The organism is Kribbella sp. NPDC050459, from assembly GCF_040655315.1.
Taxonomy (GTDB): Bacteria; Actinomycetota; Actinomycetes; order Propionibacteriales; family Kribbellaceae; genus Kribbella.
The window spans coordinates 696592-709065 of sequence record NZ_JBFAJQ010000001.1 but is presented as its reverse complement, the minus strand read 5'-3'; the positions used below and the strand labels follow the sequence as shown (position 1 = coordinate 709065).

At 71.6% G+C, this 12474-nt stretch carries 13 protein-coding genes; 7 read left to right on the top strand and 6 right to left on the bottom strand.

The features are described from left to right. Nucleotides 1-7: 7 nt before the first annotated feature. Genes AB0I12_RS03345 through AB0I12_RS03335 form a run of 3 tightly spaced genes read left to right on the top strand, consistent with a single transcriptional unit; the run spans nucleotide 8 to nucleotide 2690 of the window. Nucleotides 8-1240: a DegT/DnrJ/EryC1/StrS family aminotransferase gene (locus tag AB0I12_RS03345; RefSeq protein WP_359923861.1), complete on the top strand. Its 1233-nt coding sequence runs from the start codon at nucleotides 8-10 to the stop codon at nucleotides 1238-1240. Next, nucleotides 1237-1965 (top strand): hypothetical protein, encoded by a 729-nt coding sequence (locus AB0I12_RS03340; RefSeq protein ID WP_359923859.1) that lies wholly within the window; start codon nucleotides 1237-1239, stop codon nucleotides 1963-1965. Before AB0I12_RS03345 ends, AB0I12_RS03340 begins: the two co-directional genes overlap by 4 nt. After that, entirely contained in the window at nucleotides 1959-2690 is a 732-nt protein-coding gene (locus AB0I12_RS03335; RefSeq protein WP_359923856.1) for an amidohydrolase family protein, read from the top strand. The genes AB0I12_RS03340 and AB0I12_RS03335 overlap by 7 nt, the downstream gene beginning before the upstream one ends. A 139-nt stretch (nucleotides 2691-2829) precedes the next feature. Here the strand turns inward: AB0I12_RS03335 and AB0I12_RS03330 are convergent, their stop codons facing one another. From AB0I12_RS03330 to AB0I12_RS03315, 4 genes are all read right to left on the bottom strand, one after another. Next, complete coding sequence (locus AB0I12_RS03330) at nucleotides 2830-3351, bottom strand: GNAT family N-acetyltransferase (RefSeq protein ID WP_359923853.1); 522 nt, start codon at nucleotides 3349-3351, stop codon at nucleotides 2830-2832. Between the two features lie 44 nt (nucleotides 3352-3395). Beyond that, entirely contained in the window at nucleotides 3396-3734 is a 339-nt protein-coding gene (locus AB0I12_RS03325; protein WP_359923851.1) for a hypothetical protein, read from the bottom strand. 72 nt (nucleotides 3735-3806) lie between these two features. Then, nucleotides 3807-4682 (bottom strand): type II CAAX endopeptidase family protein, encoded by an 876-nt coding sequence (locus tag AB0I12_RS03320; protein WP_359923849.1) that lies wholly within the window; start codon nucleotides 4680-4682, stop codon nucleotides 3807-3809. Between the two features lie 3 nt (nucleotides 4683-4685). Beyond that, the gene (locus AB0I12_RS03315) at nucleotides 4686-5270 is read right to left on the bottom strand and encodes a TetR/AcrR family transcriptional regulator (protein WP_359923846.1); all 585 of its coding nucleotides are present in this window, start codon (nucleotides 5268-5270) and stop codon (nucleotides 4686-4688) included. 46 nt (nucleotides 5271-5316) lie between these two features. On the opposite strand from AB0I12_RS03315, the gene AB0I12_RS03310 reads away from it, so the two are divergent. Beyond that, nucleotides 5317-7731: a glycoside hydrolase family 3 C-terminal domain-containing protein gene (locus AB0I12_RS03310; RefSeq protein WP_359923843.1), complete on the top strand. Its 2415-nt coding sequence runs from the start codon at nucleotides 5317-5319 to the stop codon at nucleotides 7729-7731. A gap of 19 nt (nucleotides 7732-7750) precedes the next feature. Here AB0I12_RS03310 and AB0I12_RS03305 read toward each other — a convergent pair whose 3' ends face one another. Further along, nucleotides 7751-8722 (bottom strand): helix-turn-helix domain-containing protein, encoded by a 972-nt coding sequence (locus AB0I12_RS03305; protein WP_359923840.1) that lies wholly within the window; start codon nucleotides 8720-8722, stop codon nucleotides 7751-7753. 59 nt (nucleotides 8723-8781) lie between these two features. Here AB0I12_RS03305 and AB0I12_RS03300 point away from each other — a divergent pair, with 59 nt between their 5' ends. From AB0I12_RS03300 to AB0I12_RS03290, 3 genes are read left to right on the top strand one after another with little or no spacing between them, the layout of a single operon-like run. After that, nucleotides 8782-10008, top strand: a complete 1227-nt coding sequence (locus AB0I12_RS03300; protein ID WP_359923837.1) for a hypothetical protein — start codon at nucleotides 8782-8784, stop codon at nucleotides 10006-10008. Continuing rightward, nucleotides 9947-10762 (top strand): ABC transporter ATP-binding protein, encoded by an 816-nt coding sequence (locus tag AB0I12_RS03295; RefSeq protein ID WP_359923834.1) that lies wholly within the window; start codon nucleotides 9947-9949, stop codon nucleotides 10760-10762. The genes AB0I12_RS03300 and AB0I12_RS03295 overlap by 62 nt, the downstream gene beginning before the upstream one ends. Beyond that, nucleotides 10759-11415 (top strand): hypothetical protein, encoded by a 657-nt coding sequence (locus AB0I12_RS03290; protein WP_359923831.1) that lies wholly within the window; start codon nucleotides 10759-10761, stop codon nucleotides 11413-11415. The genes AB0I12_RS03295 and AB0I12_RS03290 overlap by 4 nt, the downstream gene beginning before the upstream one ends. On the opposite strand, the gene AB0I12_RS03285 is transcribed toward AB0I12_RS03290, so the two are convergent. Then, nucleotides 11416-12474, bottom strand: a complete 1059-nt coding sequence (locus AB0I12_RS03285) for a LacI family DNA-binding transcriptional regulator (protein ID WP_359923828.1) — start codon at nucleotides 12472-12474, stop codon at nucleotides 11416-11418.

Below are 12474 nucleotides of genomic sequence, written 5' to 3'. Positions count from 1 at the left end.
TCGTGTGATGGAGAACAGTCAGCTCGCCCGCGACGGCGGGACGCCGGTGCGCACCGAGCCGCTGCCGTCGGTGATGAACGCCAGCGGCCGGCGCTTCGGCGACGACGAGGTCAAGGCGGTCGAGCGGGTGCTGCGCAGCGGCATGCTCTCGGCCACCTGGGGCACCGAGGTGCCCGCGCTCGAGCTCGAGTTCGCGTCCCTGCTCGGCGCCGGGCACGCGGTCGCGTGCAGCTCGGGGACGGCGGCCCTGCACCTCGCGGTGGCCGCGGTGAACCCGGAGCCGGGCGACGAGATCATCACCACGCCGATCAGCGACATGGGCACGGTGTTCCCGATCATGATGCAGAACGCCGTCCCGGTGTTCGCGGACGTGGACCCGATCACCGGGAACCTGACGCCGCAGACCGTGGCGGCCGCGATCACGCCGCGGACCAAGGCCGTGATCGTCGTTCACCTGTTCGGCAAGCCGGCCGCGGTCCGGGAGCTGCGCGAGCTCTGCGACCGGCACGGGATCCTGCTGATCGAGGACTGCGCGCAGGCGTACCTCGCCCCGGTCGGCGACAGCTACGTCGGCCGGATCGGGCACATCGGATGCTTCAGCCTGCAGCAGACCAAGCACATCAGTGCCGGTGACGGCGGCCTGGCGGTGACCGACGACGCGCAGCGGGCCCGCCGGATGCGGCTGTTCGCCGACAAGGGCTGGCCGCGCGACACCGACGAGCGGACCTACCTGTTCCTCGCGCTCAACTACCGGATGACCGAGCTGGTCGCCTCGGTCACCCGTGCCCAGCTCACCAAGTTGCGCGGCGTCGTGCAGGATCGCCGTGCGGCGGCCGCGCGCCTGTCCTCCGCGATCGAGGACCTGGCCGGGGTGACGGCACCGCGGGACGGTGGCGACCACGTGTACTGGCAGTATCCGCTGATCATCTCCCCGGAGGCGGGCGACATGCGCGAATGGGCGGCCGCCCTGACCGCCGAGGGTGTGCCCGCGAACGGCGGCTACCTGACCAGCCCGCTGTACGCCGCGCCGGCCGTCCGCGAGCGGATCACGTACGGTCGGTCCGGGTTCCCGCTGCAGGACGTCTCGTACCCGGCCGGCCTGTGCCCGAACGCCGAGGAGCTGATCGAGCGCCGGCTGCTCGTCCTCGGCTGGAACGAGAACTACACCGAGTCCGACGTCGACGACATCGTGGCGGCGATCCGCAAGGTCCACCACGCCCTGGCCCAGGAGACCCCATGACCGACTCTCCCCTGCTGCTCGACTGCGACGTCCTGGTCGGGCACGACGTGACGACGGGCCGCTGGGGGCGGCCCGAGAACGTCGCGAAGGTGTTCACCGACAGCGGGATCTCCGGCGGCGCCGTGGCCGCGCTGCGCGCGGTGCACTTCGACGTACCGTCCGGGAACGACGAGGCCCGGCAGGTTGCCGACGGCAACGGGTGGACGACGTGCCCGGTGCTCGACCTGCGGGACCCGCTCGGCGCGGAGAAGGAGCTCGAGCGGCAGCTGGCGAGCGACGCGCCGCCGCGGGCGATCCGGCTGGCGCCGACCGCCCAGAGCGTCGAACCGACGTACCCGGCCTTCGGTCACGTCGTGCAGCTGCTGGTGAACGCCGGGCTGACCATCTTCGTCGAGGGCGACGTCCGCAAGGTCGGGCCGGCGCTGCGCGGGCTCGGCGCCCGCGTGGTGTTCCTCGACACGCACTTCTACTACCTCGGCGACTTCGTGCTGCTGGCCCGCGCCGAGCCCGGGTTCCACACCTCGACCCGGATGCTGACCGGGCCGGACTCGCTGGAGATCGTGGCCGCGGAGGTCGGCGCCGAGCGGCTCGTGCTCGGCTGCCGGACGCCGTTCCACGAGACCCGCTCGGTGATCCGCCGGCTGCTGTCGTCCAAGCTCAGCGCCGACGAGATCGCCCAGGCCGGAAGCCGCAGCCTCACGACCCTGCTGGAGCCCGCATGCTGATCGACGTCCACGCGCACTGGGGACCGTGGTTCTTCTCGATGGACGTGGCGAGTATCGACACCAACATCGACGGACTCGACCGGTTCGGCATCGACCTGCAACTGGTCTCCGCGATCGAGGCCATCGTGTACGACGCCCCACTCGGCAACCGCTCGCTCGCCGCGCAGCTGCCGGCCGATCCGCGGCTGCGCGGGATGGTCGTCGTCGACCCGCGCCGCCTGGACGAGGCCCGGACCGATCTCGACGAACTGCTCGCCGGCGACGGGCGGAGCCGGTGGGTCGGCGCGAAGATCCACAGCGAGTACAGCCGGACGCCGATCAGCTCCCCCGCGATGCAGGCGGCGATTGAGCTGACCACCGAGTACGGGCTGCCGACGCTGGTGCACACCTGGGGCGACACCGTCGTCGATCTCGCCGACGTCGCCGCCCGGGTGCCGGGGGCGCGGCTGCTGGCCGGCCACATGGGCGCGAACGGCTGGCCCCGGGTCCCCGAGGCTGCGGACCGCTCGGACCGAATCTGGTTCGAGCCCTGCTGGTCGGCGCCCGAGGCGAACCGGATCCGCTGGATCCTGGACCGGATCGGCCATGACCGGATGATGTTCGGCACCGACGCCACCCTGATCGACCCGTCCGTCGCGCTCGGCGCCCTGGAGGCGGCCGACCTGACGCCCGAAGAACACGCCGCGGTCACCCACGCCAACGCCATCGCGCTGTTCGGCCTCTGACACCGCCGGGTTGCCCCCTCTGCTCTCCGCCCTGTGCAACCTCGACAGGACGTATACGCCCACTCCCGCGACCGCACAGCGGGCGACAGGCCGCATGGCCGCTCAGTGGGCGTATACGTCCTGTTGACCTTGCACGCAGTCACAGCGTGACGAACACGACGATGTCGTGTTCGGGGCCGCGGACCTCGGGCTCGCGCCAGCCGACGTGGCGGTAGAAGGCGATCGCGTCGTGATTCTGGTTCCAGGCGAGGAGCCAGGCTCGGGGGTGTTCGCGGGTGGCGGCTTCCAGGAGCCGGCGGGCGAGGCCGGAGCCGCGGGCGTGCTGGAGCACTCCGAGCTCGTCCACCTCGAAGGCGCCGATCAGCAGCTCTTCCACCTGCTCGGCACCGAGCCGGTCCAGGACACTGCCGTACGACCGGTCGGTGCGGAACGGCGCCGGCGTCGTCCAACCGGTCACGAACCCGGCGATCCGCCCGTCCGCCGACCGCTCGACCCACGCCTGGAACCCGTCCCGCCCGGCGTCGGCCGCGAGCCGCTTCCGGAACGCGGCCGCGGTCTCCCGGGGATCGCGGTGCGCGAACGGCGGCGCGGTGAACACATCGACGTACGCCGTGGTGAGCTCGTCCGCGATCTCCAGGATGTCCCGCCCATACGTCTGCACCGCTCCAACCTACTGACGGAGCGGTGCGTCCTGCGGGGACCGCGTCAGCTGGTCGTCGCGGCCGCCGACTCGAGGCTCGCCGGCGCGCTCTCCGCGACCGCCGGCGGTATGCCGGTGGTCATCGAGCCCGGCGCCGCCGCGATCGTCTCCAGCTCGTCGCGGAACTGCGGGAGCATCCAGCGCAGCGGCTGGTCGAGAACGCGGGCGATGGCGGCCTCGTCGACCTTCAGCAGCGCGCCGATCCGGGCGAGCGCGTCCGGCTCGTCGGTGGCGGCGTACAGCAGGTGGACGACCTCGTGCCGGTGCGCGAACACGGCGAGTGCCGCGGCCGCGAGGCCGGCGTCGATTTCGGGCGGACTGGTGATTTCCCCGTTGACTGTCACGACACCAACAACCCGTCGGGGCCCTGATCGGTTACGTCCGGGCCTTGACAGTTGACCAATGCTCAACAGCCGTCAGCTGGGCAGCCAGGACACTTTGCCGAGCAGATACGTGGCGCCGATGAGCGCGGCGGTGTCGATCAGGGCGTGCGCGACCACGAGCGGCATGACCCGGCCCCAGCGCCGGTACAGGTAGGTGAAGATCACGCCCATGATCACGTTCCCGGCGAACCCGCCGAGCCCCTGGTAGAGGTGGTACGAGCCGCGCACCAGCGCGCTGGTCGCGGTCGCCCGGCGCACCGACCAGCCGAGCTGGTCCAGGCGGTGGTTCAGGTAGCCGAGCACGATGACTTCCTCGAGGACGGCGTTCTGCGCGGAGACCGCGACCAGGATCGGGATCCGCCACCAGTAGTCCGGCAGCTGCGACGGGTCGACGGTCAGGTTCGCACCGGTCGCGTGTGCACCGATGTAGAACAACAGCCCCGCTCCGCCGACGGCGGCCGCGATCGTCGTCCCCCGGCCGAGGTCGCGCAGCCGGTCCCGCAGATCGAACCCGATCGTCCGGAACGACTCCCGGCCCCGTGCCAGGAAATGCCCGACCAGCGCCACCGGCACCAAGGCGGTCACCACCGCGAACACCTGCCACGCGAGATCCAGCCACGGCCGCCCAGGAGCCCGGGATCCGACGATCACCGCCGTCTGCCCGCTGATCGGCTTCGCCGACGTCAGCACACCGGCGAACGAGATGATCGCCGCCACCCCGGAGGCGCCGAGGGACAGCGCCAGCACGAGCCAGACCTCTTTTGTCAGCACCGACCGGGTGATGGCAGCCGGCTCGACAGGTGCTGCAGGTGCAGGAGTCGCGGCGGAGGTCCCGGACGCCGCCGAAGCTGCGGCTGGTGGACTGGCGAGCTCCGCCGGAGGGTCCTGGTCGTCGGCGGCACTCGTCATGGTTCAACTATCGCGCGTAGGTCCAGCCAGCAGGGTGAGCAGGTGGTCGAACAGGTCGCCAGGGTCGGTGGACAGCTCGTACTGGGTCTGAATCTGGAGGCCGTCGGACAGGGCGATCAGCAGCGTCGCGATCGCGTCGGGATCGGCGGAGGGGTTGAAGGTGCCGGCGGACTGGCGGGCCCGGACCGCGTCGGCGAGGGCCTCGCGAATGCCGGCGTACCGCTCGACGAAGTACTCGTGCGAGGTGTGGTCGGGGTCGCCGGCCTCGGCGGAGAACGTCGAGTACAGCTGCACGAGCCCCGGCACCGACCGGTTGTGCCGGACGATCGCGGTCAGGTTGTCGATCGGATCGGCGGTCCCGAAGCGGGTCATGTCCGCCTCGTCCCGCGCCCGGAGCACCGCCTCGAAGAGCTGTTCCTTCGAGCCGAAGTAGTGCAGCATCCCGGCCTCGCTGAGCCCGGCCGCGGCGGCCAGCTCGCGCGTCGACGTCTTCCGGTAGCCGTGCCGCGCGATCACCTCCAGCGCCGCCCGCAGGATCTCGGCGCGCTTGGCCACGCCCTTCGCATACGGACCCCGGGAATTCGCCATGGCCAAAACCTAGCATCACTTGGTTTTCGCACGTAGCATCGGCGCCATGAACGTCGACGACCTGCTCGGCCGCCTCTCCCTGGAGGAGAAGGTCCGGATCCTGACCGGCCAGGACTTCTGGTCCACGCACGCACTGCCCGCGATCGGGCTGCGCTCGATGGTGCTGTCCGACGGCCCGAGCGGCGTCCGCGGCGCGGTCTGGGACGAGCGCGACCCGTCGCTGAACCTCCCGTCCGCCACCGCGCTCTCGTCCTCCTGGGACCTCGGCATCGCGCATCGGTACGGCGTGGTGTCGGCGCTCGAGGCCCGGCGGAAGAACGTCGACGTCGTGCTCGGCCCGACGATCAACCTGCACCGCTCCCCGCTCGGCGGCCGGCATTTCGAGGCCTTCAGCGAGGACCCGGTGCTGACCGCGGACCTCGCCGCGGCGTATGTCGCCGGCGTGCAGGAGCTCGGTGTCGGCGCCACCCCGAAGCACTACGTGGCCAACGACTTCGAGACCGACCGCTTCACCGCGAACGTCGTGGTCGACGAGCGCACGCTGCGCGAGGTGTACCTGCTGGCCTTCGAGAAGGCGGTCACGCAGTCGAAGGCGTGGCTGGTGATGAGCGCCTACAACTCGATCAACGGCGCCACCGCGTCGGAGAACGAACTGCTCGAGACCCCGCTCAACACCGACTGGGCGTTCGACGGTGTCGTCGTCAGCGACTGGACGGCGGTCCGGAGCGTGGAGAGCGCCAAGCACTCGCAGGACCTCGCGATGCCGGGGCCGGTCGGCGCCTGGGGCGACGCGCTCGTCGGCGCCGTCCGGTCCGGCGAGGTCAAGGAGGACGCGATCGACCGCAAGGTCCGCCGGATCCTCGCGCTCGCCGCGCGCGTCGGCGCCCTCGAAGGCTTCGAGAAGCCCGCCGATCCGCCGCAGATCGACGGCGTGGCCTTCGCCCGTACGGCGGCCGCGGAAGGCACCGTCCTGCTCCGCAACGAGGGCGCGCTGCCCTGGAGCGACGTACGCAAGCTCGCGGTCATCGGCCACAACGCCCGGGACGCCCGGACTCAGGGCGGCGGTAGCGCGACCGTGATCCCGGAGCAGGTCGTCTCGCCACTCGACGGCGTCCGCGCTGCTCTCCCCCACGCCGAGATCACCTATTCGATCGGCGCGATCGTCCAGGAAGGCGTGGCCGAGCTGCCGCCGGCGACCATGACCAACCCGGAATCAGGTCAGCAGGGCGCCCGCGTGCGGTTCCTCGGCGCCGACGGTGCCGAACTGTTCGCGGAGGACCGGTTCTCCAGCGCACTCGTCTACCTCGGCGGCGACGCCCCGGTCGTCGAAACCGCGACGTTCGAGTTCCGCACCACCTGGACACCGGCGGAGTCCGGCGCCGTCCGGCTCGGCTTCGCGTCGGTCGGCCACGGCCGGATCTTTGCCGATGGCAAGCTTCTCCGCGAGGACACCGCGGTGCCGGTCGGCAACGACCTCGGCGCCGCGATCCTGTCGCCGCCGTCGATCTCCACGCCGCTCGACGTGACCGCGGGAACGCCGGTCGACGTGCGCGTCGAGCTCGACCTGCACACGGCCGAGGGCGGGCTCGGCAACGCGCTCAGCATCACGGTCGGCGTCGAGCCGGCCGACGACGACCCGCAGGCCCTGATCGACGAAGCGGTCGCGGCGGCGCGGGCGGCGGACGTCGCGCTGGTTGTCGTCGGCACCAACTCGAAGGTCGAGTCCGAGGGGTACGACCGGACCTCGCTCGCCCTCCCCGGTCACCAGGACAACCTGGTCCGCGCGGTGGCGGCCGCGAACCCGCGCACGGTCGTGGTCGTGAACGCGGGCTCGCCCGTCCTGCTCCCCTGGCGCGACGACGTCGCCGCGGTGCTGGCGACGTACTTCGGTGGTCAGCAGTACGGCGACGCGCTCGCCGACGTGCTGCTGGGCCGCGTCGAGCCGGGAGGTCGCCTCCCGACCACCTGGCCGCGGACGCAGGAGGACGTCCCGGTCATCGACGTGACCCCGAAGGACGGTGTCGTCCGGTACGACGAGGGCGTCCACATCGGGTACCGGGCGTGGTTGAAGGCCGGGACCGAGCCGGCGTACGAGTTCGGGCACGGGCTCGGCTACACCACCTGGGAGCTGTCCGAGCTGCGGGCGAACGACCCGTCGTCCGTGGCGCTGACCGTGCGCAACACCGGCGACCGCGCCGGCAAGCACGTGGTCCAGGTGTACGTCGAACGCCCGGAAAGCACCGTCGACCGGCCGGTGCGCTGGCTGGCCGGGTTCGCCGTCGTCCGCCTCGACGCGGGTCAGGCCCGCGAGATGACGGTGCACCTCCACGAGCACACCTTCGAGCACTGGGCTGTCACCGACCAGGGGTCGGGCTGGACGACCGAGCCCGGTGCCTTCACGATCCGAGCCGGCTCGTCGGTTTCGGACCTCCCGCTCTCCACGGAGCTCGAGGTCCGTTAGCTGCCCGGCTGCACGAGCTTCATCGGGGCTCGGGGCGGTTCGACGCCGGTCGCCGGACGACCCGGCGGCCGGTGTCGGACTGCCAGTACAGGACCGATCGGCCCGAGCGGCGGCGTTCCAGCAGCCCGGCGCCGGTCAGGACACGCAGGTGATCGGACACGGTGGCGAGCGACAGCCCCGTGGTCGCCACCAGCACGGTCGTGCTCACCGGTTCGGCCGCCTCGACGAGAATGCGGGCGCGGTTGCGGCCGAGGAGCTGGACCAGCGGTTCGTCGGGAGTCGCCGTGGTCGCGAAGATCCCGCTCACGGGGTACGTCAGCGCGAACCGGTCCGGCAGCCGCCAGCTCACGTTGACCTTCTGGGTGTGCGCGGCGATGAACATCAGGTCCCGGCCGCGTACGTCGGTCACCGGGTAGTCCCAGCGGTTGACCTGGATCCGCCCGTCGCCCAGCCACCGCACGTCGGGGCCGAGTCCGCGCAGTACACCGGACCACCCCTGCTCGCTGAGACGCGATGTCCGCGACACGACGTCGGCCTGCAGCACCCGCAACCGCCGCGGCCAGTCGGGCTCGACCGTCTCCTTCCACACCCAGCGCAGCAACTCCGCGGCCTCCGCGGCAAGCCCGGACGCCTCACTCAGCACGGCCGGCACCGGCGTCCGTACGACGCTGAGATCGGCGCGGATGCGGTCGTCGTCGAGCGATGTCAGGTACTCGAGCTCCTCCTCGATCGTGAGATCGGGCTCGAGCGGCGGAACGGTCAGGAAGTCCGCGACCCAGCTCCGCCCGAACGCACTGTCCACCAGTGCCGCCCACACCGGATCGGCGGCCACCGCGGCCTGGAACGCGGCGCTGTGCGTCTGTTTCCACGGCCGGAACCACGGCTCGACCGGCGCCCGCAGCAGCTTCAGCGCGGACACCGTCTCGGTGAGCTGCGACGTACCGAACCGCGCGTTCACCAGCGTGTCGGCATCGACCAGGAACTCGGACAACGTTTCGCCTCCACCCGAAACTGTAGGTGACCCGCGGCCGCCGGTCGATGCTGCCGGGCATGGGCACCTACCGGGCGATCTTCGCCAACCCCGAGTTCCGGAACCTGTGGATCAGCAGCGCGCTGGGCAACGCGTCCTCGACCATGACCAGCCTGACGCTCGCGATCCTGGTCGACGCCGCGACCGGCTCCGCGTTGCTCGCGGCGGCCGTCATGTTCGGGCCGTCGCTCGCGCAGGTTCTCGGTGTCTCCACGCTGATGTCCGCCGCGGACACCGCGCGGCCCCGCCAGGTGCTCACGCTGCTCGCGGTGCTCTCGACCGTCGCGGTCGCCGTCCAGGCCGCGGCCGATCTGTCCGCCGGCCTCCGGCTCGTGCTGTCGCTCGCGGTCGCGTACGGGCTCTCGATCGGCGCCGGCGTTCGCTGGGGTCTGCTCGGCGAGGTGGTGTCGCCGGACGAGTTCGTGCTCGGCCGGTCGGCGATGAACCTGTCGGTCGGCGCGATGCAGATCGCCGGCTTCGGCGTCGCGGGCGTTCTCCTGCAGGCGGTCGGCCCGTCGACGGTGCTCTGGATCGCGACCGGATGCGCGGCGCTCGCCGTACCGGTCATTCGCTTCGGTCTGCACGACCGCGCGCCGCGCCGGGTCGCGCGGACCGGCCTCGCCGAGACGTGGCGCGGCAACCGTACGCTGCTCGCCCAGCGCCGTACTCGTCCGCTGCTGCTCGCACTCACGCTCCCGAACGGCCTCATCGTCGGCTGCGAAGCCCTGTTCGTCCCGTACGCCGGTTCGCGCGCCGGTTGGCTGCTGGCCGCCGGAGCCGCCGGCATGATGACCGGCGACCTCGTCGTCGGCCGCTATCTCAGCTGGCAGCGGCGCCGCAGCGTGGCGCACTGGCTGCGCTTCCTGCTCGCCGTACCGTTCCTGGGCTTCGCGTTCGATCTCCCTCTCGCGGTGCTCTGCATCTTGGTCGCGGTCGGCAGCAGCGGGTACTCCGCATCGCTTGCACAGCAGGAGATCCTCGTCGACCTCACGCCGCCCGAGATGCGCGGTCAGGTCCTCGGGCTGGAGTCCGCGCTCCGGATGACGACGTTTGGCGTGACGGCGATCCTGGCCGGCGCGCTCGCCGACCTGACGGCGGCCGCGCCGGTGATGACAGCCTTCGCGGTCGCGTCCCTGCTGGTTTCCGTCGTCCTGAGTAGACCGCTGGCCCGGATAGGCTCGCCGCATGGAAGTGGTCCGGCTGCGGAAGGTCTCCAAACGGTACGGGCGTCGGGAGATCCTCGCTGACGTCGACCTGGGCCTCGACGCCGGCGAACTGCTGGCCCTGGTCGGTGCGAACGGCTCGGGCAAGTCGACGGTGCTGCGGCTGATGGTCGGCCTGTCGCAACCGTCCGCCGGAACGGTGCAGCGCAACGCCCGCGTCGTCAGCTACGTGCCCGACGTGTTCGCGTCCCACGATCGTCTGTCGGCGTCGGCGTACCTGCGGCACATGGGCCGCATCCGCGGACTCAGCACGAGAGCGGCGCGCGACCGGTCGCTCGAACTGCTCGACCGGCTCGCGCTCGCGGGCGGTGCGGACACCCCCATGCGGAAGCTGTCGAAAGGCAACGCGCAGAAGGTCGCGCTGGCGCAGGCGCTGCTCGATCCGCCGCAGCTGCTCGTCCTCGACGAGCCTTGGGCCGGACTCGACGCCACCGCCCACTCCACGCTGCGCGAGCTTCTCACCGAGGCTGCTGAGCAGGGCACCGCGGTCGCGTTCACCGAGCACTCCGCCGACGTCGTCCGTTCGACCGCGACCCGGGTCTGCGAGCTCGACCGCGGCCGGTTGACCACAGTGCACCGGCCGGCCGATCTCACCGAACTCCACCTGATCCCCGGCGCCGGCCTCGACTGGGATCACCACCCGGACGTGCTCGACGTACGGCGTACCGATGCCGGCGTCGTCCTGCTGCTGCCGACCGGCCGTCACGACGCCGCCCTGCTCACCGCGCTGAACCACGGCTGGTCGGTCGTCACCGTGCGGCAGGTGAAACCCGAGTGAGCGCGCTCTACCGCTACCTGCTGACCAGCGTCTTGCTCTCCCAGCGGTACCTGCCGCCGACGCTGATCTTCCTCGCCGCGATGGCCGTCGGAACGACGTCCGACAACGGGCCGCTGCAGTCGTCGTACGCGTTCTGCGTGCTCGCGATGCTCGTCTGCACCACGTGGCTCGCCGTCAGCGTCGTGAACCACGAGGATCCGACGCAGCGCCAGATCACCGTCGTGACGGTCGGCAGCTCGTTGCGCGTCCTGACGGCCACGGTCGCCGTCGTCGTCACCTGGTGCGTGCCGCTGCTGGTGATCGGTCTCGTCTACCCGATCGTCACCGGCAAGCACACCGTCACCGCCGCGGACCTCGCCGTCGGCGCCGCGGCCCAACTCGGGGCGGCGATGACCGGGATCGCGATCGGCCTGCTCTGCTCGCGTCTCGTCGTCGCGCGGATCGGCGTCGCGATGCTGACCGCGGCAGCCGCGATCCTCGCCGTCCTCCTGGTCCGCTGGATCTCGCCGATCCGCCCGATCATGACCGTGCTGTCCGACGAGAAGCCCGCCGGCACCAACGCCGTACCGCTGACGCTGCTCGCCGTCGTCTCGGCGATCCTGCTGACCGCCGCAGTGCTCGCGACGAAGGTGCTCGCCGACCGGAAGGAATGATCAGGACGCCGCGATCGACGTCAGCCCGTGCGGGGCGGCCGAGCCACGGATGATCAGCGTCGTGGCCAGCTCGACGTGATGCGACGCGACCGGCTCCCCCGCGGCCAGCTGCAGCGCGGTGCGGACCGCGACCGCGCCCATCTCGCGCAGCGGCTGCCGGACCGTGGTGAGCGGCGGCGAGGCGAGCCGGGAGACCTCGGTGTCGTCGAAGCCGACCACGCTGAGATCCTCCGGTACCCGCAGGCCGCGCGCCCGCGCCGCCTCCAGAATCCCGAGAGCGACCTCGTCGCTGCCCGCGAAGATCGCGGTCGGCCGGTCCGGCAGGTCGAGCAGCTTGGTACCGCCGGCCAGCCCGTCCTCGTACAGGAAGTCGCTCATCCAGAGGTACTCGGCCGGTACGCCGGCACCGACCGACTCCATCGCGCTGCGGTAGCCGCTCAGCCGGGCCTGGTTGCAGCCGGACGTCGGCGGGCCTCCCACGTAGCCGATCCGGCGGTGGCCGAGGGACAACAGGTGCTGCGCCGCGGCCATCCCGCCGGCGAAGTTCGTCGAACCCACGCTGATCACGTCGGGCTCCGGGGTGTTCGCGGGGTCGATGACCACCAGCGGCAGCCTCGCCCGGGCCAGCGCTGCCAGGTCCGCGGCAGACAGCTCGCTGGTGACACCGATCGCGGCCAGCCGGCTGCTGGCGGTCAGCTGCCGGATCCAGCCCGCCGCCCGGCCCGCGGTCGCGCCGCCGCTCGCGGTCGGCGGATGCTTCGGATGCGAGGTCAGCACGACGTCGACGCCGGCTGCCTGACCGGCCTCGACCACGCCCTGGATCACCTCGACCGAGTAGGCGTTGACGACGCCCTGGTAGAACAGCTCGATCGTCTCCCGTTGCACCGTGTCCGGGCGGCGACCGACGTACCCGTGCTTCTCGAGGACCTCCTGGACCCGTGCGCGGGTCGCCGACGACACGTCGCTGCGCCCGTTCAGCACCTTGGAGACCGTGGCGACCGAGACCCCGGCCGACCCGGCCACGGTGGCCAGGGTGACGCGACCCTTCAACCGCGACAT

Excerpts from the sequence above, each read along its gene's own strand:
- AB0I12_RS03345 (WP_359923861.1), top strand. The coding sequence starts at position 8 with ATGGAGAACAGTCAGCTCGCCCGCGACGGCGGGACGCCGGTGCGCACC.
- AB0I12_RS03300 (WP_359923837.1), top strand. The coding sequence starts at position 8,782 with ATGGGCACCTACCGGGCGATCTTCGCCAACCCCGAGTTCCGGAACCTG.
- AB0I12_RS03285 (WP_359923828.1), bottom strand. The coding sequence starts at position 12,474 with ATGTCGCGGTTGAAGGGTCGCGTCACCCTGGCCACCGTGGCCGGGTCG.
- AB0I12_RS03310 (WP_359923843.1), top strand. The coding sequence starts at position 5,317 with ATGAACGTCGACGACCTGCTCGGCCGCCTCTCCCTGGAGGAGAAGGTC.
- AB0I12_RS03335 (WP_359923856.1), top strand. The coding sequence starts at position 1,959 with ATGCTGATCGACGTCCACGCGCACTGGGGACCGTGGTTCTTCTCGATG.
- AB0I12_RS03295 (WP_359923834.1), top strand. The coding sequence starts at position 9,947 with ATGGAAGTGGTCCGGCTGCGGAAGGTCTCCAAACGGTACGGGCGTCGG.
- AB0I12_RS03340 (WP_359923859.1), top strand. The coding sequence starts at position 1,237 with ATGACCGACTCTCCCCTGCTGCTCGACTGCGACGTCCTGGTCGGGCAC.
- AB0I12_RS03315 (WP_359923846.1), bottom strand. The coding sequence starts at position 5,270 with ATGGCGAATTCCCGGGGTCCGTATGCGAAGGGCGTGGCCAAGCGCGCC.
- AB0I12_RS03320 (WP_359923849.1), bottom strand. The coding sequence starts at position 4,682 with ATGACGAGTGCCGCCGACGACCAGGACCCTCCGGCGGAGCTCGCCAGT.